This window comes from Sporosarcina sp. P17b (assembly GCF_002743115.1).
GTDB classification, from domain to species: domain Bacteria; phylum Bacillota; class Bacilli; order Bacillales_A; family Planococcaceae; genus Sporosarcina; species Sporosarcina ureae_C.
This window is the reverse complement of the sequence record NZ_PDYP01000009.1, coordinates 60,745-84,877: the sequence shown is the minus strand read 5'-3', so window position 1 is coordinate 84,877 and position 24,133 is coordinate 60,745. Positions and strand designations below refer to the sequence as shown.

The 24,133-nt window shown below is 41.8% G+C and carries 24 protein-coding genes; 3 read left to right on the top strand and 21 right to left on the bottom strand.

The window, feature by feature from the left end; all coding sequences use genetic code 11:
* Positions 1-8 precede the first annotated feature (8 nt).
* The 20 genes from CSV76_RS11610 to gpr all read right to left on the bottom strand — a co-directional run bounded on the left by CSV76_RS11610 (position 9) and on the right by gpr (position 22,049).
* Positions 9-2,123 carry an HD family phosphohydrolase gene (locus tag CSV76_RS11610; protein ID WP_099625684.1) on the bottom strand — a complete coding sequence of 705 codons (2,115 nt, stop codon included), beginning with the start codon at positions 2,121-2,123 and terminating at the stop codon, positions 9-11.
* A 78-nt stretch (positions 2,124-2,201) separates the two neighbouring features.
* Positions 2,202-3,113: a PhoH family protein gene (locus tag CSV76_RS11605; protein ID WP_085429124.1), complete on the bottom strand. Its 912-nt coding sequence runs from the start codon at positions 3,111-3,113 to the stop codon at positions 2,202-2,204.
* 56 nt (positions 3,114-3,169) lie between these two features.
* Positions 3,170-4,261 (bottom strand): sporulation protein YqfD, encoded by a 1,092-nt coding sequence (locus CSV76_RS11600; RefSeq protein ID WP_099625682.1) that lies wholly within the window; start codon positions 4,259-4,261, stop codon positions 3,170-3,172.
* The gene (locus tag CSV76_RS11595) at positions 4,251-4,508 is read right to left on the bottom strand and encodes a YabP/YqfC family sporulation protein (RefSeq protein ID WP_085428919.1); all 258 of its coding nucleotides are present in this window, start codon (positions 4,506-4,508) and stop codon (positions 4,251-4,253) included. The genes CSV76_RS11600 and CSV76_RS11595 overlap by 11 nt, the downstream gene beginning before the upstream one ends.
* 47 nt (positions 4,509-4,555) lie before the next feature.
* Positions 4,556-5,083, bottom strand: a complete 528-nt coding sequence (locus tag CSV76_RS11590) for a hypothetical protein (RefSeq protein WP_099625681.1) — start codon at positions 5,081-5,083, stop codon at positions 4,556-4,558.
* 33 nt (positions 5,084-5,116) lie between these two features.
* Positions 5,117-6,109: a flotillin-like protein FloA gene (gene floA / locus CSV76_RS11585; RefSeq protein WP_085429123.1), complete on the bottom strand. Its 993-nt coding sequence runs from the start codon at positions 6,107-6,109 to the stop codon at positions 5,117-5,119.
* Entirely contained in the window at positions 6,109-7,443 is a 1,335-nt protein-coding gene (locus CSV76_RS11580) for an NfeD family protein (RefSeq protein WP_085428917.1), read from the bottom strand. Before CSV76_RS11580 ends, floA begins: the two co-directional genes overlap by 1 nt.
* A gap of 601 nt (positions 7,444-8,044) precedes the next feature.
* Positions 8,045-8,218 carry a 30S ribosomal protein S21 gene (rpsU, locus tag CSV76_RS11575; protein ID WP_085428916.1) on the bottom strand — a complete coding sequence of 58 codons (174 nt, stop codon included), beginning with the start codon at positions 8,216-8,218 and terminating at the stop codon, positions 8,045-8,047.
* A 139-nt stretch (positions 8,219-8,357) separates the two neighbouring features.
* On the bottom strand, positions 8,358-9,029 hold the full coding sequence (deoC, locus tag CSV76_RS11570) for a deoxyribose-phosphate aldolase (RefSeq protein ID WP_099625680.1): 672 nt from the start codon (positions 9,027-9,029) through the stop codon (positions 8,358-8,360).
* A gap of 91 nt (positions 9,030-9,120) precedes the next feature.
* Positions 9,121-10,461, bottom strand: coding sequence for a tRNA (N(6)-L-threonylcarbamoyladenosine(37)-C(2))-methylthiotransferase MtaB (gene mtaB, locus CSV76_RS11565; RefSeq protein ID WP_099625679.1), 1,341 nt, complete (start codon positions 10,459-10,461; stop codon positions 9,121-9,123).
* 16 nt (positions 10,462-10,477) lie between these two features.
* Positions 10,478-11,218, bottom strand: coding sequence for a 16S rRNA (uracil(1498)-N(3))-methyltransferase (locus tag CSV76_RS11560; protein WP_099625678.1), 741 nt, complete (start codon positions 11,216-11,218; stop codon positions 10,478-10,480).
* Between the two features lie 2 nt (positions 11,219-11,220).
* Positions 11,221-12,165 (bottom strand): 50S ribosomal protein L11 methyltransferase, encoded by a 945-nt coding sequence (gene prmA, locus CSV76_RS11555; protein WP_099625677.1) that lies wholly within the window; start codon positions 12,163-12,165, stop codon positions 11,221-11,223.
* A gap of 14 nt (positions 12,166-12,179) precedes the next feature.
* A complete protein-coding gene (gene dnaJ / locus CSV76_RS11550; RefSeq protein ID WP_085428911.1) occupies positions 12,180-13,301 on the bottom strand; it encodes a molecular chaperone DnaJ in 1,122 nt (373 codons plus the stop codon).
* 137 nt (positions 13,302-13,438) lie between these two features.
* Positions 13,439-15,274: a molecular chaperone DnaK gene (gene dnaK / locus CSV76_RS11545; protein ID WP_085428910.1), complete on the bottom strand. Its 1,836-nt coding sequence runs from the start codon at positions 15,272-15,274 to the stop codon at positions 13,439-13,441.
* A 39-nt stretch (positions 15,275-15,313) separates the two neighbouring features.
* Positions 15,314-15,895 (bottom strand): nucleotide exchange factor GrpE, encoded by a 582-nt coding sequence (gene grpE / locus CSV76_RS11540; RefSeq protein ID WP_085428909.1) that lies wholly within the window; start codon positions 15,893-15,895, stop codon positions 15,314-15,316.
* Entirely contained in the window at positions 15,892-16,947 is a 1,056-nt protein-coding gene (gene hrcA / locus CSV76_RS11535) for a heat-inducible transcriptional repressor HrcA (RefSeq protein WP_085428908.1), read from the bottom strand. Before hrcA ends, grpE begins: the two co-directional genes overlap by 4 nt.
* Before the next feature lie 91 nt (positions 16,948-17,038).
* Positions 17,039-18,178, bottom strand: a complete 1,140-nt coding sequence (gene hemW / locus CSV76_RS11530; RefSeq protein WP_099625676.1) for a radical SAM family heme chaperone HemW — start codon at positions 18,176-18,178, stop codon at positions 17,039-17,041.
* A gap of 72 nt (positions 18,179-18,250) precedes the next feature.
* On the bottom strand, positions 18,251-20,074 hold the full coding sequence (gene lepA / locus CSV76_RS11525; protein ID WP_085428906.1) for a translation elongation factor 4: 1,824 nt from the start codon (positions 20,072-20,074) through the stop codon (positions 18,251-18,253).
* 83 nt (positions 20,075-20,157) lie between these two features.
* A complete protein-coding gene (gene spoIIP / locus CSV76_RS11520) occupies positions 20,158-20,958 on the bottom strand; it encodes a stage II sporulation protein P (RefSeq protein WP_232319560.1) in 801 nt (266 codons plus the stop codon).
* Positions 20,959-21,011: 53 nt separating this feature from the next.
* Positions 21,012-22,049, bottom strand: coding sequence for a GPR endopeptidase (gene gpr, locus CSV76_RS11515; RefSeq protein ID WP_099625675.1), 1,038 nt, complete (start codon positions 22,047-22,049; stop codon positions 21,012-21,014).
* Positions 22,050-22,243: 194 nt separating this feature from the next.
* On the opposite strand from gpr, the gene rpsT reads away from it, so the two are divergent.
* On the top strand, positions 22,244-22,495 hold the full coding sequence (gene rpsT / locus CSV76_RS11510) for a 30S ribosomal protein S20 (protein ID WP_085428904.1): 252 nt from the start codon (positions 22,244-22,246) through the stop codon (positions 22,493-22,495).
* Positions 22,496-22,545: 50 nt separating this feature from the next.
* On the opposite strand, the gene holA is transcribed toward rpsT, so the two are convergent.
* Positions 22,546-23,553 carry a DNA polymerase III subunit delta gene (gene holA, locus CSV76_RS11505; protein ID WP_085428903.1) on the bottom strand — a complete coding sequence of 336 codons (1,008 nt, stop codon included), beginning with the start codon at positions 23,551-23,553 and terminating at the stop codon, positions 22,546-22,548.
* Between the two features lie 102 nt (positions 23,554-23,655).
* Between holA and CSV76_RS17340 the strand changes: the two genes are divergently transcribed.
* Positions 23,656-23,820, top strand: a complete 165-nt coding sequence (locus tag CSV76_RS17340; protein WP_158232796.1) for a hypothetical protein — start codon at positions 23,656-23,658, stop codon at positions 23,818-23,820.
* Positions 23,821-23,993: 173 nt separating this feature from the next.
* Positions 23,994-24,128 carry a YqzM family protein gene (locus CSV76_RS11500; RefSeq protein ID WP_085428902.1) on the top strand — a complete coding sequence of 45 codons (135 nt, stop codon included), beginning with the start codon at positions 23,994-23,996 and terminating at the stop codon, positions 24,126-24,128.
* The last annotated feature ends 5 nt before the right edge of the window (positions 24,129-24,133 follow it).

Sequence of the window (24,133 nt, the reverse complement as noted above, 5' to 3'; positions counted from 1 at the left end):
CTCCTTTGTTATTGGGGATATTCAATACGGTTATGGAATATTCCATTCAATGTTTCATTAATTGAAATTTTTACTTGTTTAATTTCTTTTAATGACAGATCACATTCATCAAACTGATCGTCCTCTACTTTTCCTCGCACAATTCCTTTAACCAGTGCGGAAATTTTCTCCGGTGTCGGTTCTTTCATGGATCGCACCGCTGCTTCTACACTGTCGGCAATCATTATGACCGCGTTTTCTTTCGTTTGTGGTTTCGGACCTGGATAGCGGAAGTCATTTTCATTTACATCGGGATTCGATTCTTTCGCTTTCATATAAAAGAATCTGACACTACTCGTCCCGTGATGCTGTCTCGCGATGGCGACAAGCTCTTTCGGCATACGATGCGTTTCCAACATTTTTGCGCCGTCTTCCGCGTGGGCTATAATCATATCACGACTTTTCTCAGGTGTCAGTGCATCATGCAAATTCCGGCCATTATGCTGATTTTCAATGAAAAAACCGGGGTGAATAGTTTTTCCGATATCATGGTAATAGCTACCGACACGCGCGAGTAATCCATTCGCACCAATCGCTTCACATGCTGCATCTGCTAGATTCGCAACCATAATACTGTGATGATATGTCCCTGGCGTTTCGACTAATATTTTTTTCAATAATGGATGGTTAGGATTGGAAAGCTCTACTAAACGCATATTGGAAAGCAAACCGAAACTCGACTCGAAAAATGGTAATAATCCCATTGTCAATGCTCCCGACAATAAACCCGAAGAGATCGCTGCGACGGCATAGAATATCAGCTCTGGTGTCGTGTAGCTAGTTTGTGTCATTAATAAATAAAATATGATAAACATAATATTCGATACCGCGACACCGAGACTTGTCTGCAGTATTGTCGAACGTCTACCATGTTCGCTTAGTAAATAAATACTAACAATACCGCCAAATAAAATATACAGTGCGACTTCCATTTGCATGATGGCGGCCAGACCTTCTTGCAACATGATACCTGCTGTTGCCGAAGTAATAATCGTGGCGAGTACTGCCGATCGTTCATTGATTAATAACTTGATCAACATCGGCACTAGCGCTGTCGGGAATAAAAATGCAATTAGAACATCAAACTCATGGTCGATATAGCTGACAATCTTCATCAAAACGACCGCAAGCAATAAGATGATATAGAAAATAACGAGTGCTTTCTTTTTGAAAGTTTCTTCCCTTTTCGACTTGCCAAAGTGTATAGTAATCAATCCTGAAACAAATAATACAAACAGCATAATTCCAAGGGTTGGTTTGAGTGAAGATTGATTAGTAAGAACACCTGAAAGTTGTAGTTGATGGTATACATCACGATCAATCAACTGTCCTTCACGAACGATGACCTGTCCTTGTAAAATACGGATGGATTCAACCGCGGCCCGTGCATCCGCCTGGTTCTTCGCTGTTAAAGCTTCATCAATCACTTCGGTTTCCACTACTGCCATACGTCCTAGTGATAGTGCTATATCATGCAAATCTCTTGGCAATGTATTGGTCTGTCGTATTCTCCGCTCCACTTCATAGCGATGCATGGGTACTTGTTCGACTTTAAATGGAATGGCTAATTCTCTTCCCACTACAAGCGTCAACAGTTCCTGTAAATTGTTCAAATCAATTTGTTCGGCTGCCAGTAACTGTTTAAGTTGATCATCTGTAACAAGCAAGAATGTTTCTTCGTTTTCAAGCCCTTGCAATTTCTTTTGAAGCAGTTTTATTTGTTTACCCGAGGTCAAGTCAAGATCATCTTTTGTTTCTAATTTGACATCACTAACTGCGTTAAAGATCGAGCCAAGAATAGCTTGGCGGTTTTTCATAATATCTTCTGAGAAGCGATAAGAATTTGGGACCGCTTGTTCCGCCCGCACACGTTCGAGTTCGGTTTTCTCGGTGTCTTCTATTGTTTTAGGGGAACGAATGGTTTTTGGCGAAATTTCAAAAACAGAAATTTCATATGTTTCGTTCTGAGTGCTCCCGTACATAAGAAAAAACAACAGCACACTGGAAAGGGAGACGACAAGAAGCAAAAGAAATGTAAATTTCACTTTTCTTAGGTGTGAAAGTAGTTCCTTTAAAACTGTCATATAGTTGCCTCCTTTTCAGCAAATGATTGGTACATGATGGATGGACTATGTATCTTCCGCATTCAAAAAAGCAGTCAATTAATTAGTTGACTGCTCGTTTTCATATGCATCAATGATCTTCGCTACAATCGGATGTCGGACTACATCACCTTGTTCTAAATACATAAATTGAATATCTTGTACATTTTTCAAAATACTTTCTGCAACAATTAATCCTGATTCCGCACCGCGCGGTAAATCAATCTGTGTTTTATCACCTGTGATGACCATCTTCGATCCAAAGCCGAGACGTGTTAAAAACATCTTCATCTGTGCTTTGGTTGTATTTTGCGCTTCGTCCAGAATTACGAATGCGTCGTCAAGCGTTCTTCCACGCATATAAGCAAGTGGTGCAATTTCGATCACGCCACGTTCCATCAACCGTTCGGTATGTTCAGCTCCTAACACGTCGTGGAGCGCGTCATAAAGTGGTCGAAGGTATGGGTCCACTTTTTCTTTTAAGTCGCCTGGAAGGAACCCTAGGCTCTCTCCAGCTTCAACAGCAGGACGAGTCAATACTATTCGTTTGACAGAACCCGTTTTCATGGCTTGAACCGCCATCACGACAGCCAAATAGGTCTTTCCTGTTCCCGCAGGTCCAATACAGAATACTAAATCTCTCGAACGAATTGCTTGAACATACTCTCTTTGTCCAATGGTTTTCGCACGGATGACTTTTCCTTTTGTATTGCGGGCAATTTCTTCTTCATAGAGAGAAGAGAAATATTCAATCGTACCGTTCTTTGCCATTTCAATGGCCGTTGCCACATCTCGTAGATTGATGTTGATCCCTTTACGGATGACTTTCAGTAACTGTTCGAGCAATACTTTAGCTGCTTCTGCTTGTTCTTGCTCTCCACTGATCGAGATCGTTTCACCTCTAGTGTGGATCGAGATTTTTAATTCCTCTTCGATCAGATTCATGTTCTGATCGGAAATGCCAAGAAGCATAATCGCTTCGTTAGGTTCTTCGATATGAAGTTGAAGTACATTTTCGCTCAATATATTCAGTCTCCTTGAGTTATAGGTCGTTTTTCAGCAATGTTTTCGTTAACTAAAAATAGTATAGTCCCACTCACTTTATCATTAGTGAAGGACACATGTAAAATGTTTTCTTCTTTAATTATGCGCTCATTCGTCTTCTTTGACAATAAATCATACTTGATTAAGGGAAGGATGATCGTCTTTTCCATTCCTTTTTCCAAAAACACTTCTTGTGTATGATTCTCTTTCGTCTTATCAAGAATAACAGGATTTCTAAAACCTATGTTTTTTATCTGATTACCTATCCACGGCTTTTGCCAACTGATAGTAAGATTTTCTTCTCCTTGAATCGAATAACTAATCGTTCTAGGTAATTCAAAATGACATTCTAACCAGTAGTCAGCAAATACTTCCCCATCTGCCCCTACTACAGTCGTCTTTTCTCCTTGTTCGAGAATACCCGTTGCCAGCATATCACCCTTTTTAACAGTTTGATGAATAACACTTGCTCTTTCTCCCCGCGTTAATGCAAAGCGTGTGATGACACCTCCTGTTTTCGCTACGAGATGTGATGGCTTTTCATTCACTTCTTCTTTAATTTCCGTAGACAATGGCGCAAGCATCGGTGAAACAATCAACGAAGTACCGGTTTGAGAGAATCGAATCCATGACAATGAAGGTTCATCCTGCATCAGCAGTCGGCGAATTTCGTCTTCTTCTGGTAATTTAGATAATAAAGAGGGCGCGATAATTTGTGCTTTCACCATCTTACTCTCCATTCGTTGTGCAATTTCAGGCACATCACTCTCTACGGTAATGTCCCATAGAAATAGTGAAGCAATGAATGGAATAAAACAAACTATCAAGAATAACAAAGATGCGAATAACCGGTGCTGGACAGTATCCAAACCTTTACGTCTAATTCGGACTTTCACACGATAATTCCTTCTGAAACGGCGGATGACTTTAATTCCCTTAGTGTCCGTCTCAAAAAATACAGCACTTCCAGAGACATACAAACTGCTGATTTTGACACGCTCTCGCTGTAATTTGCTAAGGAAAATAGAACCGTTGCGCACATCTGTCACTTGAACTTCGAATCGTTTAGGACTCATAGCTGTTTCCCTCTTCGGGTGTGAAACGCACCGTCACTTCTTGCAATTCATCGATCGATATATGGGCGTGTTGTTCAGTCAGCAGTAGAACTGTTACATCTTCTCCTTTGATGGTCATGACATAGTCATTCGTTTGAAAAGATACGGATTGTTCGCTTAAAGCGAGTAAGCGATAATTGCCGGTAATCCGCAATGAGTTGAATTCATCTAGGATAATGGATGGATGAAGTGCGAATAATTTTTTCATGAAAAAACCCCCTGTCTCATCCTATGAAAAGACAGGGGGTGGCATGATTACCGTTTTGATTTTGGTGGACCTAAAATTTCAGCATAGACAATCCCTTGCATGATTTGCTGGGGTGTTCTAGGGATCAAGTCTTCCTGCAAGATTGGTTCATCTTCCTGCATGATCATTTGATCTTTTAGCCTGCCTCTGCCCATTTGACGCTCTGGACGTGGTGTTGAAGCCGGCTTAACCGGTTTCTTTGGCTCCGCATAAAAGATTTCAGACTGGGGCGCCTGTGACTTTACAGGGCGCTCAGGTTCTTTAACCTCTTGCTGAATATCCTGAAATTCTTTTTGAATATCTTCAAAGAGACTTCTGGATAATTCCTTCAGCGAACGCGGCTTCTCTACTGGAGCAGCATTCGTACGCTGAGGTTCTCTTTGTTTCATTTCACTTTGTGTCGGTTGGGCAGGCCATTGCTGGCTGGGCGGACGTTTCGGTTGTTGTTTTGGCTGATTCTGTTGATCTTTATCTTTCTTCTTACCGAATAACGATCCCAGCGCCAACATGATACCCAAAATAATCAGTTGTTCCATTATGCATCCCCTTCCCGGGAATTCATCTTGTTATTATTGATCTTTCTTTGGTTGTTGATCCGAACCTGTTTTGCTGATTGAATCCCGCATGCTTGTATCTGCTTGGATATTTTTGTAATTCATATAATCCATAATTCCAATATTTCCTGAACGTAAAGCTTCAGCCATAGCTAAAGGTACTTCAGCTTCTGCACCCACAACTTTCGAGCGCATCTCCTGAGTTTTTGCCTTCATCTCTTGCTCATTAGCAACAGCCATTGCGCGACGTTCTTCCGCTTTTGCCTGTGCAATGTTTTTATCTGCCATTGCTTGTTCAGTCTGAAGTTCCGCACCGATGTTTTTACCGATATCCACGTCAGCAATATCAATCGAAAGAATTTCAAAAGCTGTACCTGAGTCCAATCCTTTTTTCAGAACTGTTTGGGAAATCAAATCTGGATTTTCTAGTACTTTCGCGTGACTGATCGAAGAACCGATTGTTGATACGATACCTTCACCAACACGGGCAACAACTGTTTCTTCACCCGCACCACCGACGAGACGGTCGATGTTTGCACGAACTGTAATACGCGCTTTTGCTTTTACTTCAATACCGTTCATCGCAACACCTGCGATAAATGGTGTTTCGATCACTTTCGGGTTAACGGACATTTGAACCGCTTCTAATACGTCACGTCCCGCTAAGTCGATTGCTTGTGCTCTTTCGAACGACAACTCGATATTCGCACGTTGCGCAGCGATTAACGCATTGACAACGCGGTCTACGTTACCACCAGCTAAGTAATGACTTTCCAGCTGGTTGATTGACACTGTCAGACCCGCTTTATGTGCTTTGATCAACGGATTAACTACTCTGCTTGGAATTACTCGGCGTAAACGCATACCGATTAATGTGAAGATACTTACACGAACGCCTGCCGCAATAGCGGAAATCCAGAGCGTTACTGGAACGAATGTAAAGAATATCGCCAGTACGATGATGATAATAAAGACCGCTGCTACCAGTCCGATTGTTCCTAGTCCCATCATAAGCCTTGTTCCTCCTCTTTCTTCTCTCTTACTACAATTCTAAAGCCTTCTACCGCTACAATTACGACCTCTTTACCACTTGCGATGTAACGACCTTCTGATACTACATCGATGCGTTCACCATCTACTTCAGCGACGCCAGATGGATAAAGTGGAGTAATCGTTGTTGCTACCTTCTGCAATAACTCATTACGATTTTTATTGGAAACGTAACCGCTTTCCGTATCCATCGTATCCATTAAAATGATTTTATTCAATAGATGGAGTTTTTTACCGAAGAATTTCATAATAACCACCGCTCCTATCAATGCTACGGCTATCGCAATTAGCACCGAAACTGCCATGAATGCCAAGTTTGTGCCTGCCAGTAAAATACTTCCTATGATAGCCAAGACCCCGAAGATACCAGCTATCCCTCCTGCAACAAAAAATTCGGCAATAATAAGTGCTACGCCGAGCACGAACAATAACAATGTCTCATAACCTGCTAGACCTGCTACTGTGTGTCCGTAGAAGAATAAGAATAGAGCTGTAAGCCCCATGCTCCCCGGCACACCAAAGCCTGGTGAATATAATTCTACAATCAGTCCGAGACTCGCAACGGAAAGTAAAATCGGTACAACGACTGGGTTGGTGATGAATCGAGCCATTTTCTCTGTAAACGTTTCCGCTGTAGAGATGACTTGCGCATCTTCCAAGTCCAGCTTCTTCAGTAACTCGTCAAATGAAGCTACTGTCCCTTCACTGTACCCTACCTTTTCAGCTTCGTCAGCAGTGAGTGTCAGAAGTTCGCCTTTTTGTGCACGTAAGTCCGGCAGATCAATTTCAGGATTTGCCATCGCCAATGCATATTGCGGATCACGGCCATTGTGCTTCGCGGCATTTTTCATTTGTGCCAACCAGTAACTATTGGCTTTCGTCTCTGCTGCATTTCCAGAACCGTCAATGACTTGTGCAGCCCCGATGGAACCGTTTGGCGTCATGTAGATTTCATCTGCATAAAGTGCAAGAAACGCACCTGCGGATAGCGCGCGATCGTTGATGAACGCGACGATTTTGACATCGTCAGTTGTTTTCATCAGCTTTGCGATTTGATCGGCAGCATCTACAAAGCCTCCAGGAGTGTCTATATCCAGCACAATCGTCTCTGCACCTTCTGCCTTAGCTTCTTTAAATGAACGCTGTAGGAAGGCATGCAGCCCCTTTTCTACTTCTTGATGAAGGGGTACTTGATATACTTTTGTTTCAGCTGCGTCTGAGTGTATAAAAGGCAATGCGATTGTACCGATGAATAAAATGAGCAGAAAAACGGACCTAATCATTTTAGACATTATGTTCTCACCTCTCTCTACTGCCTATTATACTTACTATTTACGTTTGAAGAAGCATTTGGTTTCATTTAATTGCAATTAAATAAAAGTTTTTCTTTCGTTGCGTCATGGCTTGTTAGTATATGGATTATATATGGACATTCATGAGCATAATTATTGAAGTTGTGTTGAAAGTTATGAAAGTTGGGAGGTGAATTAGCGTTTGTGAGGGGATGCAAGCTCCAGTTGGGGGACGCTTTTTCCCATGGGCCCGCGGTGAGCCAGCGGGAAGAGCCGTAACGAAGAACGGCTTTTGCGAGTAAAAGCGAAGCGTTAGGAGCACATCTTTGCACTAGGGGTGTGGTTCACCGCTCGCCCATAAGACAAACGTCTCCTCCGAAGCATAAATCCCTACCCAAACACTCTTAAACCTTCACCATCTACGTCCTATATACTAATTCTCACCTAAGCACTAATTCTCTATACTAGCCTTCTTTAAATACTTTATTCAGAACTACTTTGAAATTCCAGACAATAAAATAAACCGAAGATCCAGTGAAGGATCTTCGGTTTATAAGAAATTACATTAGTAGTTATTGTCAAAATTCAATGTAGGCAGAAATTAGAACTTGCGCTTACGAGCAGCTTCTGATTTCTTTTTACGTTTCACACTTGGCTTATCATAGAATTCGCGCTTTCTACTTTCTTGCATTGTACCACTCTTGGATACGGTCTTTTTGAAGCGGCGAAGAGCGTCTTCAAGTGATTCATTTTTGCGAACGACTGTTTTAGTCATATCTCTTGTCCCTCCCTCCAAACACACACTTCGAACATAGCACTTTGCTATGTACTAGAAAATTATAACGCATATTTTCTGATTGGTCAATAAAAACTATTAGAATATCATGAAAAAATCCAGATTTTTTTCTAGATAATCAATAGTCAGCAGATGATGACAGACCTTGCACGATGGAAACACCCGAACTTGCCCCGATGCGTGTAGCACCTGATTTGATCATGCGATCCACGTCTTCTGCGCTACGTACTCCACCACTTGCTTTTACACCAATTGCCGGCCCCACAACAGAACGCATCAATTTTACGTCTTCAGGTGTCGCACCGCCAGTTGAGAATCCAGTAGATGTTTTGACGAAATCTGCTCCTGCGAGTACAGCAAGTTCACAAGCTGAACGCTTTTGAATATCATCCAGCAATGATGTTTCGATGATCACTTTTACAAGTGCTTGATCTTTTGCTGCTTCTACAACCGCTTCAATATCTTTTCGCACCTGTTCAAGTAACCCACTTTGAAGCGCACCGATATTGATGACCATATCTACTTCTGTTGCACCGTTAGCAATCGCGTCTTTCGCCTCGAAAGCTTTTACTTCAGGCGTGTTTGCACCTAGCGGGAAACCGATGACTGTACACACTTTTACTTCGGTACCTTGTAAAGCTTCTGCAGCTGTCCTTACCCACGTCGGATTAATGCACACTGAAGCAAATGAATACTTTTTCGCTTCTTCACATAAATCCAGTATTTGCTGTTTCGTCGCTTCTGCCTTTAACAACGTATGATCAATATAAGCGGCATAATTTGTAGTCAATGAAAGCGCTCCTTTTGCACATCGTTTTTTTCAGTATATCAAAGCTTTCAATTCGTTGCACGAAAAAGACCACCCATTACAGGTGATCTTTTTACATCGATATTTTTTCTTCTGTAAGGACACGTACAGGTTGACCTTCATTGTAAGGATAGCCGGCTTTCGTGATTTTCACTTTAATGATTTTTCCAATCATCGTTTCATCTGCTGGCATCACTACTTTTAAGTAATTATCTGTATAGCCTACGTATAGATTGTCGTCACTATCTAGTTTATAGCGCTCTTCAGGAATGACTTCTAGCACTTCGCCTTCAAAACGAGCGGCATAATTTTTCGCTAATTGGTCGTTCAATGTAATTAAGCGATGAACGCGCTCATTTTTCACATTCTCGTCTACCTGATCTTCCATACGTGCAGCAGGCGTGCCTGTTCTCTTCGAATAAGGGAACACGTGGAGTTCAGAAAACTTATGGTCGCGAATAAAGTTATACGTTTCCATAAATTCTTCTTCCGTCTCACCTGGGAAACCTACGATGACGTCTGAAGTAATTGCAAGGTCAGGCAGTGCTTCATTCAGACGCTTTAAACGATCTGAGAAGAATTCCATCGTATATTTACGACGCATGCGTTTCAGTACAGTATCCGAACCCGATTGAATCGGGATATGCAAGTGACGTACGACAATGTTGGAATTACGCAACACATCGATGACTTCATCTGTTAATTGGCTCGCTTCAATCGAACTGATACGAAGACGTTTCAATCCTTTTACCTGCGTTTCCAAATCACGTAACAGACGAGCTAAATTATAGTCTTTTAAATCTTCACCGTAACCACCTGTGTGAATACCTGTTAACACAATTTCGAGGTAACCCGCATCGACAAGTTGCTGTGCTTGGCGGATAACTTCTTCCGGATCACGTGAGCGCATTAATCCCCTAGCCCACGGAATGATACAGAACGTACAGAAGTTATTACACCCTTCCTGAATTTTCAATGAAGCCCGTGTACGGTCTGTAAACGAAGGCACATCAAGTTCTTCATAGACTCGGTTTTTCATAATATTTCGTACCGCGTTGATCGGCTGGCGCTCTTCACGGAACTGTTCGATCAATCCAAGCAATTTAGAACGATCTTGTGTACCTACGACAATATCCACACCGGGAATTGCCATAATTTCTGCCGGAGATGTTTGGGCGTAACAACCTGTTACACAAATGACTGCGTCCGGATTTTTCCGGATAGCGCGACGAATTACTTGTCGGCTCTTCTTATCACCGGTGTTTGTAACGGTACATGTATTAATAACATAGACATCAGAATTCTTATCAAACTCTACTCTTTCATAACCTGCTTCTTGAAACAATTGCCAAATAGCTTCTGTTTCGTAGTGATTCACTTTGCAGCCTAGTGTATGAAAAGCAACTGAAGACATAAGTTGTTCACTTCTTTCATTCAAATTCATAAGACATAGCGGACAATACATACAAAGGAGCTGTTTCCGTACGCAGGATTCTAGGTCCAAGCGACACCGGAAGGAAGCCGGCTTGTTGCAGTAAATCGGCTTCTTCACGCGCCAATCCGCCTTCCGGACCAAAAACAACTACTATCGATTGTCCATGATACACGTTTTTGAGACGGTCCGCAATCTTATGCGGCACATCACTTTTCGCATCTTCTTCATCCGCAAACATTTTGACATCAAAAGAATCCGTATACGTGATCAGTTGCTTGATGCTCTGGACAGATAAAATCTCTGGCACATGATTACGATGACATTGCTCAGCAGCTTCCTTGGCAATTTTTTGCAAACGATCTATGCGCTTATCAACTTTTTTTGCGTCCCATTTAACGATAGATCGGCTCGCAGCAAAAGGAATCAACTGACTCATACCGAGCTCGGTGCTCTTTTGTGTAATTAAGTCGAGCTTATCGCCTTTAGGTAAACCGCAGGCAATCGTTACGGAAATCGGCAACTCATTGTCTTTGTCTAGTTGTTTCTTTTGAGAAACGATCACCGCATCTTCACTCATGCTATCTATGATCGCAATAGAAGCAACGCCATCATAAACCGTCACTACTTCCTGACCTGGCGTCATACGCATGACTTTGACGATATGCTTATAATCATCTCCGCCAATCTCAACTCGACCTTGTTCATCAAATGGATGATTTAGAAAATAGCGTTGCATGATTATTCACTACCTTTGCGCGCGATGATGACTACCCAGTCTTCCATGAGAACCGTTTCCAAAATCTCAAAACCTTGTGCGATTAGATCATTACGCACTTCATCGCGTTTGGCTCCAATGATCCCCGACGTGATGAATAAGCCCCCTGGTTTGACAAGTTGATAGGCATCTTGAGAAAACGACATGATAACGTCCGCTAAAATATTCGCGATAATTAAGTCCGGTGGCTCTTCGATTGAATCGAGAAGATTACCCTTCAAAACCGTAATGCGATCATCGACATGGTTATACGTAACATTTTCTTCTGCAGCGCGAACAGCTACTTCATCTAGGTCAAGTGCTGTAATGTGTTTGGCACCAAGTAAAGCAGCACCAATCGCAAGCACGCCCGAACCAGTTCCTACATCGACAATTGTCTGGTTAGGTTCAAGATACTTTTCGAGAGCTTGCAAACAAAGGACTGTAGTAGGGTGTGTACCTGTTCCAAAAGCCATACCGGGATCTAGTTCAATGATCAATTCATCCGATTCCACTGGGGTATACTCTTCCCATGTAGGGACAATCGTGAACCGCTTTGATATTTTCACAGGATGGAAGTATTGTTTCCATGAGTTGGCCCAATCTTCTTCATCTACTTCTGTAATGCCAATAGTAAAGCGACCAGGATTTAATGAAAACTGACGAAGGCCTTCTATTTCCAGTTCAAGGTTTTCAACTGTTTCGTTGATGAAACTAGTGACAGGCAAATACGCTTTGATGATGACTCCTTCGTTAGGAAAATCATCTTTATCGAGTGCATATATTTCGCCAAATTGATCCACTCGCTCTTTATCAAATTCTTCAGAGTCCTCAATGACAACTCCGCTCGCTCCTGCTTCATGCAAGATATTTGCGACTGCCTCAGTTGCTTCATGCGTCGTGTGGACGGAAACTTCAGACCATTTCACAGCTAGTCATCCTTTCATTCACCTTTAAAAGTGCGTTTAATTTTATCGAAGAATGAGCTGGAATACTCATCTGGTGATTCCCCTTCGATTGATGCGAACTCACGCAATAATTCTTTTTGTCGCTCTGTCATCTTCTTCGGTGTTGTTACTTTGATGATGACATGTTGATCGCCTGTACCGTGACCGTGTACGTTCGGAACTCCTTTGCCTCGAAGGCGGAATGTCGTACCGTTTTGTGTACCTGCCGGAATTTTCAACTTTACTTTGCCGTGTACTGTTTGAACTTCGAGCTCGTCTCCGAGTGATGCTTGTGGGAACGTCAAGTTCAATTCCAGGATAATATCATCTTCTTCACGAATGAAACGTTTATGTGGACGTACATTAAAGACGATATATAAGTCTCCAGGAGGTCCTCCATTTATACCCGCTTCACCTTGACCGCCTACACGCAGTCGTTGGCCTTGGTCTACACCAGCAGGAATGGTTACTTTAATGACTTTGTTTTTCGTTACGCGGCCTTTACCTCGGCATGTTTCACATTTTTCTGGAATGATTTTACCTGTTCCCTGACATGTAGGACATGTTCTGCGATTGACCACTTGACCGAATGGCGTGTTTTGAGCAAATGAAATCTCGCCCGATCCATTACATTCCGTACATGTTTTGACGCTTGTGCCTTTTTTAGCACCTGTACCGTCACATGTATCACATTCTTCTTCACGTGGAATATCAATTTCAGTTTCTTTACCAAAAATAGCGTCCATGAAGTCGACTGTCATCGTATATTGCAAGTCATTACCTTTTTGTGGGGCATTTGGATCTCTTCTTCTTGCACTACCGCCGAAGAACGTGCTGAAAATATCTTCGAAACCGAAGCCATCTCCACCACCGCCACCGAATCCACCAAATCCGGCACCTGGTCCATTATGTCCGAATTGATCGTATTCGGCTCTCTTATTCTCGTCGCTTAATACTTCAAATGCTTCTGTTACCTCTTTGAATTTCAATTCTGCATCCGCTTCTTTGTTCAAGTCCGGATGGAACTTTTTAGAAAGTGTACGATATGCTTTGCGGATTTCTTCTTTCGTTGCAGATTTAGAAACGCCTAGCACATCATAGTAATCTCGTTTACTCATTCATTGCACCCCTCATCGCATTTTACCTGTTGTCCATTGTAACACGTTGATATCGAATTTTGTTAAGTTAACAAACGAAAAAGTCAAAGCCGGAATTTCGGACTTTGACTTTTCCGTCAATAGCTATTTCGAATTACTTATTTAGTGTCTTTGTCGTCTTCTACTTCTTCGAAATCTGCGTCCACTACACCATCATCTTCTTGGCCTGGTTGTGCATCACCTTGTGCAGCTTGTGCTTCTGCAGCAGCTTGCTCATATAGTTTTACAGATAGAGCTTGTACTAATTCGTCAAGTTTTTCTTTCTTCGTACGAATTTCTTCAAGATCTCCAGATTCATTAGCAGCTTTCAATTCTTCCAATGCCGCTTCAGCTTCTTTCACTTCTGCTTCATCCACTTTACCTTCTAGGTCTTTAAGTGTCTTTTCAGCCATGAATACTAACTGATCTGCTTCGTTGCGAAGTTCCGCTTCTTCTTTACGCTTCTTATCATCTTCAGCGTGAGCTTCTGCGTCTTTAACCATTTGATCGATCTCTTCATCAGAAAGGCCTGAACTAGACTGGATCGTGATGTTTTGTTCTTTTTGTGTACCCATATCTTTCGCTTTAACATTTACAATACCGTTTTTGTCGATATCGAATGTTACTTCGATTTGTGGAACGCCACGTGGTGCTGGTGGAATATCCGTCAATTGGAAACGACCTAATGTTTTATTGTCAGTCGCCATCGGACGCTCACCTTGCAATACGTGGATATCTACTGCTGGCTGGTTGTCTGCCGCTGTAGAGAACACTTGTGATTTGCTTGTAGGGATTGTCGTGTTGCGGTCGATTAGCTTAGTGAAAACAGAGCCCATCGTTTCGATACCTAGTGATAGAGGCGTTACGTCAAGAAGTACTACGTCTTTAACGTCTCCAGTAAGGATAGAACCTTGAACTGCTGCACCCATTGCTACTACTTCATCAGGGTTTACGCCTTTGAATGGCTCTTTACCTGTTACTTTTTTGATTGCTTCTTGTACTGCTGGAATACGTGTAGATCCACCAACTAAGATTACGCGATCGATTTCAGCTGCTGAAAGATCTGCGTCTTTAAGCGCTTGGCGAGTCGGAATCATAGAACGTTCTACTAAGTCCGCTGTCAACTCATCGAATTTACCGCGAGTTAAAGTGATTTCCATGTGTAGAGGTCCTGCTTCTCCAGCTGTAATGAACGGAAGAGAGATTGAAGTAGATGTTACACCTGACAAATCTTTCTTCGCTTTTTCAGCTGCATCTTTCAGACGTTGCATAGCCATTTTATCTTTAGAAAGATCAATGGAGTTTTCTTTACGGAATTCTTGTACTAAGTAATCCATAATAATATCATCGAAGTCGTCTCCACCAAGTTTATTGTCACCTGCTGTTGAACGTACTTGGAATACTCCGTCACCTAGTTCAAGGATAGATACGTCAAACGTACCGCCACCTAGGTCATATACTAGAATTGTTTGATCTTCTTCTGTCTTATCCAAACCGTAAGCAAGTGCAGCTGCTGTTGGCTCGTTGATGATTCGCTCTACTTCAAGACCCGCAATTGTACCAGCATCTTTTGTTGCTTGACGCTGCGCATCGTTAAAGTACGCAGGCACTGTAACAACAGCCTTCGTTACTTTTTCGCCCAAGTATTCTTCAGCGTAGCCTTTCATGTATTGAAGGATCATAGCTGAAACTTCTTGTGGAGAATATTCTTTGCCGTCTACTTCTACTTTAAAGTCCGTACCCATATGTCTTTTAACAGACATAATTGTGTTCGGGTTTGTGATCGATTGACGTTTAGCTACTTCCCCAACTTGTCTTTCTCCGTTTTTGAATGCGACAACGGATGGTGACGTTCTGTTACCTTCAGGATTCGGAATTACTTTCGCTTCTCCGCCTTCATATACTGCGACTACTGAGTTTGTTGTTCCTAAGTCAATACCAATAATTTTACTCATTTTTGATTTTCCTCCTATAATGTGAAAAAATTAGTTTTTTTATTCGTTTACTTTAACCATGGATGGTCGAAGTACACGCTCTTTAAGTTTATATCCTTTTTGCAGTTCTTCCAAAACAATTCCAGAATCTTTCTCTTCTTCATTGCCTGTCATCACTGCCTGATGGAAGTTTGGATCGAATTCTTGATCAAGTGCTTCAATTTCTTCGAGTCCGTCAGATTTTAACGCTTCTACTAATGAACGATAGACCATTTCCATCCCTGTTAAGAGGGCCTTCGTCTCTTCTTCTTTTGCTTCAACCGCAAGTGCACGTTCGAAGTTATCCAGTACAGGCAAAATATTCACCATTACGTTTTGTGCACGGTATGTTTGCAACGTTTGATAGTCTAGTGCAGCTCGTCTTTTGACGTTTTCCATATCCGCCAATACGCGTAATTTCTTACCCTCTTCTTCTTCAAGAGCTTTCGTTAATTCATCTATTTTTTTCTCAAGTTCTTGTTCTGTAGTGAGTACTTCCACGACTTCTTCAACCTCTGGCTGATCTGACGCTTCAGTAAGCTCTTGCTCATCTTCGGAAAGATTTTCATCTAGATGCTCTTCAAACTTTTCGTTTTCTTTCACGTGTCTTGCCTCCCGTTCCCGTCTTGCCCGATGGTTAACCGATGTAGTGCAGAAGATAGATCACTGCTAAGTATGTCTAGCAATGTAATGACTCTTCCGTAATCCATACGCTTCGGACCGATAATTGCGATGGAACCTTCCATATTCTCTCCTGCCGAGTATGTGGAAGTGATCACGCTGTAGTCTTCCATTTCAATCACGTTGTTTTCTGAACCGATACGAACTTGTATACCTTGCTCGTTATTTTTGAAAAGCCCCATGGCAGGATTGCCTTTCTCTATCAATTCAAAAAATGATTGCATCTTTTGGAAATCGTGAAATTCCGGTTGTTTCCACATATTCAATTTCCCGCCGAAATACAATTGCTCTTCAGGCTCCACTGCCATTGCTTGCTGCAGCGAGCTGAATAGTTGCTCAGCTTGGTGAATATGCTGTTCAAATACATGTTTCGCCTCGAGCTGCAATTTTTTCTGCAACTGCACAAGCGATGTGCCGATTAGGCGTTCATTTAAAATATTTACCGTCTTCTCAATTTCCGAAGCAGTGAGGCCAGGTGGTACATCGAAAATCCGATTTTCCACATGTCCATTATCTGTTACGATAATTGCCACTGCTCGCTGTTGATCAAGTGGAACTATAGAGAATTTCTTGACGGCATGCGTAGAAGTATCAGGTCCAAGTAGAATGGACGTATAATTCGTCAAGTCCGATAAAATCGTTGCGGACTTCCGTATCAATTCCTCAGACTCTCCGACTTTTTCCTGAAACACTGTACGCAACTGCAAGCTGTCTTCAAGACCTAGGGCTTGTGGCTGTAATAAATGATCCACAAAGAACCTATAGCCTTTTTCTGAAGGCACTCTTCCAGATGATGTGTGAGTCTTTTCTAGATAACCCATATCTTCCAGATCCGCCATGTCATTCCGAATGGTTGCCGAACTAAATGGCGCTTCCGGTTTCTTTGACAGTTGTCTGGAACCAACAGGTTGAGCAGACTCAATAAAATCTTTCACTGTCAATTGTAGTATGAGCAATTGTCTGTTTGTCAACATGATCATCACTCCTGTTAGCACTCATTAACTGCGAGTGCTAATACTACTTTATAATTTATCAAATTCTATTTTATATGTCAACGAATCAAACTCAATCACCTAATAAAAATTCTTGAAACACTGTATTCCCTAGAAAAACACCTTTTCGTGTCAGGCGTAGAAGATCACCATCGATGTGAAGCAGCCCTTGTTGTTGCAGTTTTTCAATCGGTTTACCGAATACTTCTTTGATCGGTCGGTTGAATTTCTTCTGGAATTCCTGCATAGAAACTCCTTCAACTATTCGCAAACCAAGGAACATTTCTTCTTCCATTGATTCTGCCAGTGTCACTTCATGAACGTCCTTGCGAGGTAACTTGCCTTCTTCTAAGTGGTCGATATAGTGCATTAACGGACCAACGTTTGAATAGCGTTCTTTGCCGAGATAGCCGTGAGCACCTGCACCAATACCTGCATATTGGGAGTTTTCCCAATAAATCAAGTTATGAAACGAAGGATATTCAGGTTTTGCGAAGTTGCTGATTTCATATTGTTCCCTGCCTGCTGCATTCATGCGTTCAATGACCATCTCAAACATTTCAGCTTCGACATCTTCTCCAGGCAACGGTAATTTCCCTTTAACCATTCGATTGTAAAATACCGTTTTTGGTTCAACAATTAATGAATAGGCGGAGTAATGCGGCAAATCAAGCGCCAATGCCCGATCGAGCGTCTCTTCCCATTCGCTTACAGTCTGCGTCGGTAAGCTGTACATTAAATCGATACTGATATTCTCGAAACCGACACTACGTGCAGCCGCAATGACACGTTCCACGTCTTCGTTGGAATGCGTGCGTCCGATTTGCTTCAGTAATCGTTCATTGAAAGTTTGAACGCCGATTGATAAACGATTGACACCTTTTTCTTTCAAAATAGATAGTTGTCCTTCTGACAGGTCGTCAGGATTTGCTTCGGTTGTGAATTCTTTTAACGTTGTCACATCTATGTACTGTGAAACAATCGTCAGTAACCGGTCAAGTTGTTCGACGCTAAGCGCTGTTGGCGTGCCACCACCTAAGAATACCGTTTCCACTTCTTCAAATGAATGGCCGGCTTCTTTCATATAATAAAACTCTTTACCAATCGCTTCGATATATCGATCGACCGGCTGGTTTTTCAAAAACACTTTATTAAAATCACAGTAATGACAAATTTGCTGGCAAAACGGTATATGGATATACACTCCCCGCATGCTGTCACATCCTTTATATGAGTATGTAAACGGCAAAAAGAGGGCGATTTGCCCCCTTTTTGCTGAGTTCAATTAATCTTCATCCATCTTCAAAACAGCCATGAACGCTTCTTGTGGAACTTCCACCGAGCCGACTTGTTTCATTTTTTTCTTACCTTCTTTTTGCTTATCAAGCAATTTACGTTTACGGGAAATATCTCCACCGTAACATTTTGCTAAAACGTTTTTACCCATTGATTTAATAGTAGAACGCGCAACGATTTTTTGACCAATCGCTGCTTGAACAGGAACTTCGAACTGTTGTCTTGGAATTAACGACTTCAGTTTTTCAACGATTGCTTTTCCGCGCTCGTAGCTGAAGTCATTGTGCACAATAAAGCTCAGTGCATCGACATTTTCACCGTTCAACAGAATATCCATCTTCACGAGTTTCGAACGCTTATAGCCAATTAATTCATAATCCAACGAAGCATAGCCTTTTGTGCTGGATTTCAATTGGTCAAAGAAATCATAGACAATTTCCGCCAATGGCAGTTCATAGATGATATTGACACGTGTGCTGTCCATATAATCCATTGTAATGAAATCTCCACGCTTACGTTGACATAGTTCCATGACAGCACCTACATAATCATTTGGCACCATGACAGACGCTTTAACATATGGTTCTTCTACGAAATCTACTTTTTGTGCAGAAGGCATCATCGATGGATTATCCACATTCATCGTTGAACCATCCGTTAAGTTTACTTTATATATAACACTTGGCGCTGTTGTGATCAAATCGATATTGAATTCACGTTCGATCCGTTCCTGAATAATTTCCATGTGCAATAGGCCGAGGAACCCACAGCGGTAACCGAATCCTAGTGCTTGGGATGTCTCTGGCTCATATTCAAGTGCAGAGTCATTCAGTTCTAGCTTTTCAAGCGCTTCACGCAAATCGTTGTATTTAGACGTATCGATTGGGTACAATCCGCAGAACACCATCGGATTCATACGACGATAACCTGGTAATGCTTCATCTGCAGGGTCATTGGCAAGTGTAATGGTATCTCCGACTTGTGTATCCCCTACCGTTTTAATAGAAGCAGACAAGAAACCTACGTCCCCTACAGTCAATTCATCGCGAGGAGAAATTGTCGGAGTAAAGACTCCTGTTTCAAGCACTTCAAATTCTTTACCTGTAGCCATCATACGAATTTTATCGCCTGGCTTTACTTTCCCTTGAACAATTCGGATATTGACGATAACGCCTTTATACTGATCGTAATGGGAGTCGAAAATCAACGCTTTTAATGGCGCTTCAGGATCTCCTTCAGGCGCTGGCACTTTTTCTACGATTTGCTCCAGAATTTCTTCAATGCCAATTCCAGCTTTTGCTGAAGCTAAAACCGCTTCTGAAGCATCCAATCCGATAACTTCTTCAATTTCTTTTTTTACACGTTCCGGATCAGCTGCCGGTAAATCGATTTTATTAATGACAGGTAAGATTTCCAAATCATTATCTAGCGCCAAGTAGACGTTCGCCAATGTTTGGGCTTCGATACCTTGTGCAGCGTCTACAACCAAAATAGCGCCTTCACAAGCTGCCAAACTTCTCGATACTTCATATGTGAAATCGACGTGTCCTGGTGTGTCGATCAAGTGAAACGTGTAGTCTTCACCATTCTTTGCCGTATATACCAATTGAACGGCATTCAATTTAATGGTAATCCCGCGTTCACGTTCCAGGTCCATCGAATCCAATGATTGCGATTTCATATTACGTGTTTTCACTATTTCCGTTTTTTCTAAAATCCTATCAGCCAGCGTGGACTTTCCATGGTCGATATGGGCGATGATAGAAAAATTTCGGATGTTTTTTTGACGTGCTGCTCTCTGCTCTTGATTCATCACTGTTCACTCCTACATGTACGTACCTATTTAAGCTACTTGAATTATAGCAGTGAACGGTTCAGACTTCAATATTTGAAAGATTATTGCACGATCATCATAGCGGAAATAGATTCACCAACGACAGATATCGTTTGATTGATTTCCATTTCAGTATTACCTACGCCACCCATTTCGATCAAAATGATGCTTGTATTTAAATCTTGATTGTATTTACCGTCTACTCCACGGCCACCTTTGATGATGATCTCTCGCGTGATACCCGGCACTATTTTTTCCATTTCACTTTTCAATTGCTTCGCTTTGGCCAAATTCCGTTCGTAATACGGGTGGTCTCTTCCAATGACAAATGCCACTTTTGCATAGCGTTGACCAGCGTGAGTTATGGTCGTTTTAGAAGGACCGAGCGAATCCCTGTGCATGTCGATGACTAAATCATAAGATTGTTCGTTAACCTTCTTTTCCACATACGGCCTGATCGCAGCATACGAGCGATGATACGGTATCTTCTTTTGTTGCATAATTTTCACAATATCGATATCGAGTTGTTCTGCCCCAAGACCATGTGATATTAAATTCTCTTTTAGCCGCGCGCCCACTTTTATTATATTCTCCGAATGATGAGACACTGCAACTTTACCATCCGCTGCTTTCGTAATCGGTTCATACGCTTCATGTGAATGAGTCGAATAAATTAAAACATTACCTTTCACTTTAGGACGAATATCCTCTTCCAATACATTGGATGCGTAAACTATTGTGCTTGGTTCCTTTAACGAGAGGGCGGTGGGGATGGTCGGCTGTTTAGGAATGTACTGCAGTACGACAGGGAAGATGAACAATACAAAAATAACGCTCATCCAGATTTGCAAAGTTTTTTTCATAGTAATCCCTCCATCTTCCACAATATGCAGAAGAAAAAAGGTCAATGACTAGTTCACGTATTTACTTTATGAATCCAACTAATTAATGAAGAAGACAATGCCGTGGCATAGTTCGCTACCCACGAATCAATTTCTTTTGGCGATATAAATGTCGACAATTCCTGATTGGTCAGTACTTCTTCAAATAATTTAATTCGTTCTTCATGCGTCCATGATGACCAATCACCGAATATAGGTCCAAGCGCTGTGCGATCTGCCTCTTTTGTGATGCGTTGAGGAAAACGACCCGTTGAGAGTTTAGACGAAGGCATACTATCCTCTTCAATTTTCGTTGCGATATAGCCAAACATCGTGTCAATCGCATCCGCCACAAGTACAGGGCCGTCCACTACTGTCGGCACGCCTATCGCAATGACGGGGATGCCGAGACTTTTTTCTGATAACTCTTTGCGGCTGTTCCCTACACCTGAGCCCGGATGAATACCCGTATCTGTTAGCTGAATCGTACGGCAAAGCCTTGCGCTACTTCTCGCAGCAAGCGCATCGACGACGAGTAACAGATCCGGCTTACTTTGATCCACGATTGCTTTTACGAAGGAAGCAGTTTCTAAACCCGTCTGAATCGTTACCCCCGGTGCATAAACCATCACACCACTTTCATCTGCTTCGTAATAATCAGGTATCACTTCTTTCACATAATCCATAACAGCGGGCCCAACAGCATCAGGCGTAATTTCTCGGTTACCGAGACCGACACATAACACTTTCTTTACGTCTCCCGGTATTTTTTCTTTAATTAAGGTGTCCATTTTTTTAACCACAAGTTCACATAATATTTGAATCTCATCGATTTCGTGAACAGCAAGTGTCGGAATCGTCAGCGTAATATATGTACCTTTCGCTTTCCCGATTTCTTCCTCACCTTCTGCTGTCACTTTTACCGTAGTTGCTTTAATTCGACCAATTGTTTGTTCTTCGACACGTATTCCGGACATTTCCTTCAATTTCTTTTCTTCTTGATCCGTCTGATGCCTGACAAACTCATCACTTTCATCAATTAAATCCGTTCGATAGTAGTTGATTTCGCTCATTTTTTTCACCTCTACTAGCCAGTTTGTGCAATTAATCGGCGATTATTCAGGAATAGATTGCTGTAAAGATGAATCACTTTACTTTTTTTCTTGCAATCTGTCATGAGCTTTGTTAAAATTATGCTTGTTGTAAAGAGATGTCCGGATGATTGTGGAAACACTCTTGCCTTACCTGAAAGCTGGAGGTGAATGAAATGCCAAACATTAAAGGTGCTATCAAACGCGTGAAACAAAGTGCTGCTGCTAACGAAGCAAACTCGCACGTTAAAGCTTCTATGCGTACTGCAATCCGTAAAGCGGATGCGGCTCTTACGAATAAAGAAGAGAACGCTGAAGAACTTTTGAGAAATGCTGTGAAACAATTGGATACTGCTGCCCGTAAAGGTCTTATCCCAAAAAACACTGCTGCTCGTCAAAAATCACGTCTAACTAAAAAAGCTCAATAATGACATGTTAAAAGACTGCCTCCTCGTGACGGCAGTCTTTTTTTGCGTTTTTATAGACCATTCATTAAAAATAATTCTAGTTTACGCTGGCGATTGCCACTCGTGGTTTTCAATTGCAAATCAATCGTCGCCAAATCATCCAACGCCTTTAATAAAACTGGTAAAGGCGGCAGTTTTCGTTGCATCATCAACTTGACGCGATACGGATGGATATGAAGGGTGGTGGCGATCTGTTGTTGCTGATAGCCTTTTTTACGGAGATTTGTCACATGGATCATTAAACGTACTTGGCTTGCGATGAGTGACGCCATCATGATCGGCTCTTCACCATTACGCAATAAATCATGATAGACAGCAAGTGATTCCGCACGTTTGTTATTAACGAATGAATCCGTCAGGCGGAATACATCCATTTCGGGCGTTCTAGCAACCAATTGTTCAATCATATCGACGTCGACTGTGCCACTGAATGCCAAATATCCCGCTAGCTTGTCCACTTCAGTAGAAAGAGTCAGCAAATCAGTTCCTGACATCTCCATGAGGAATTCAGCTGTCTTTTTATCAAACGCAATCCCTTTATCTTTCCCTTGTTGCATGATCCACGTAGATAAGTCTTGTCCTTGCAAAGCCACAGCTTCTACGACAACTGCATGCTTTTTAATTTTCTTCGTAATTTTCTTTCGTGCATCTAATTTTTCATATGGCGCCACAAATACTACCGTTGCGGTAGGCGATGGATTTTCCAGCCACTTTTCCAACAATTCTAATTGATGGTTCTGTTTTTCTTTTGAATTATCGGTTGCTTTCAAAAACGAGCAGTTTTTTGCGACAATTAATTTATGATCGACTAAAAACGGAAATTCATTCGCTACTTCAAGAACTGCCTGGATAGGTATCTCTTCCAAATCAAAGCGATTCACTTCAGATGATGTCATGCCGGGCACTGCCTTGATCAATTTCTTTATCGTTTCATCCAATAAATGTTGCTCAGTACCAGTCAGTAAATAAACTGGTTGCACATCGCCTTTTTCAATTTGACTCCAAATTTTCGTAACCACTTTCTTCACCTCTGTTAACGAGTACTTGCATGTAAAAACCTGTGCTAACTATACATGATAATCAATTATTTCTCCATACTAGCGAGTAAAGGAGGTTTATTGATGAAAAAATCTAAGCGTCTAGAAGTAAATACTCGTAAAAATTCAAAACCTGAGGAGAAAGAAGAAATCTCTTTGGAATTGGCCGAACTTGGTCACTTGACACCGAAGCAAGAACCGATGACACCAAACCATCGCGAAACAGCAGAAAAGGACAGATACTATTAACTAGAATCAATGAAGCGGAAATGGCCATATGCGTTTCCGCTCTTTTAACTTATAATTCACTTACTCTATGAACAAATTGTGTCAACATACATTGCAACACCTAAAAACGTCGATTTATATGGATTTTTCTTTCACTTTCATCTATACTTAGTATGGAATTAGGAGGTGTAGCAATGAATGAATTTGAACATGATGTCCAATCCAAACGTAATGACGCGATTGATAGTGGCATCGGCTTTATAGTTGCGTTTATCGGTTTTTCGGCAATTTTTGTTGTTGCTACGATCATCGATATCGTCGCTCGCTAATCAAC

Bases quoted from the DNA above. Each gene is read 5' to 3' on its own strand.
- rpsT (WP_085428904.1), top strand. From the start codon at position 22,244: ATGCCAAACATTAAAGGTGCTATCAAACGCGTGAAACAAAGTGCTGCT.
- hrcA (WP_085428908.1), bottom strand. From the start codon at position 16,947: ATGTTGACAAACAGACAATTGCTCATACTACAATTGACAGTGAAAGAT.
- CSV76_RS17340 (WP_158232796.1), top strand. From the start codon at position 23,656: ATGAAAAAATCTAAGCGTCTAGAAGTAAATACTCGTAAAAATTCAAAA.
- hemW (WP_099625676.1), bottom strand. From the start codon at position 18,178: ATGCGGGGAGTGTATATCCATATACCGTTTTGCCAGCAAATTTGTCAT.
- rpsU (WP_085428916.1), bottom strand. From the start codon at position 8,218: ATGACTAAAACAGTCGTTCGCAAAAATGAATCACTTGAAGACGCTCTT.
- CSV76_RS11600 (WP_099625682.1), bottom strand. From the start codon at position 4,261: ATGAGTCCTAAACGATTCGAAGTTCAAGTGACAGATGTGCGCAACGGT.
- spoIIP (WP_232319560.1), bottom strand. From the start codon at position 20,958: ATGAAAAAAACTTTGCAAATCTGGATGAGCGTTATTTTTGTATTGTTC.
- gpr (WP_099625675.1), bottom strand. From the start codon at position 22,049: ATGAGCGAAATCAACTACTATCGAACGGATTTAATTGATGAAAGTGAT.
- dnaK (WP_085428910.1), bottom strand. From the start codon at position 15,274: ATGAGTAAAATTATTGGTATTGACTTAGGAACAACAAACTCAGTAGTC.
- CSV76_RS11605 (WP_085429124.1), bottom strand. From the start codon at position 3,113: ATGCTTCTTGGCATTTCCGATCAGAACATGAATCTGATCGAAGAGGAA.
- CSV76_RS11580 (WP_085428917.1), bottom strand. From the start codon at position 7,443: ATGTCTAAAATGATTAGGTCCGTTTTTCTGCTCATTTTATTCATCGGT.
- lepA (WP_085428906.1), bottom strand. From the start codon at position 20,074: ATGAATCAAGAGCAGAGAGCAGCACGTCAAAAAAACATCCGAAATTTT.
- floA (WP_085429123.1), bottom strand. From the start codon at position 6,109: ATGGGACTAGGAACAATCGGACTGGTAGCAGCGGTCTTTATTATCATC.
- CSV76_RS11595 (WP_085428919.1), bottom strand. From the start codon at position 4,508: ATGAAAAAATTATTCGCACTTCATCCATCCATTATCCTAGATGAATTC.
- mtaB (WP_099625679.1), bottom strand. From the start codon at position 10,461: ATGTCTTCAGTTGCTTTTCATACACTAGGCTGCAAAGTGAATCACTAC.
- CSV76_RS11590 (WP_099625681.1), bottom strand. From the start codon at position 5,083: ATGGAACAACTGATTATTTTGGGTATCATGTTGGCGCTGGGATCGTTA.
- CSV76_RS11500 (WP_085428902.1), top strand. From the start codon at position 23,994: ATGAATGAATTTGAACATGATGTCCAATCCAAACGTAATGACGCGATT.
- CSV76_RS11610 (WP_099625684.1), bottom strand. From the start codon at position 2,123: ATGACAGTTTTAAAGGAACTACTTTCACACCTAAGAAAAGTGAAATTT.
- CSV76_RS11560 (WP_099625678.1), bottom strand. From the start codon at position 11,218: ATGCAACGCTATTTTCTAAATCATCCATTTGATGAACAAGGTCGAGTT.
- dnaJ (WP_085428911.1), bottom strand. From the start codon at position 13,301: ATGAGTAAACGAGATTACTATGATGTGCTAGGCGTTTCTAAATCTGCA.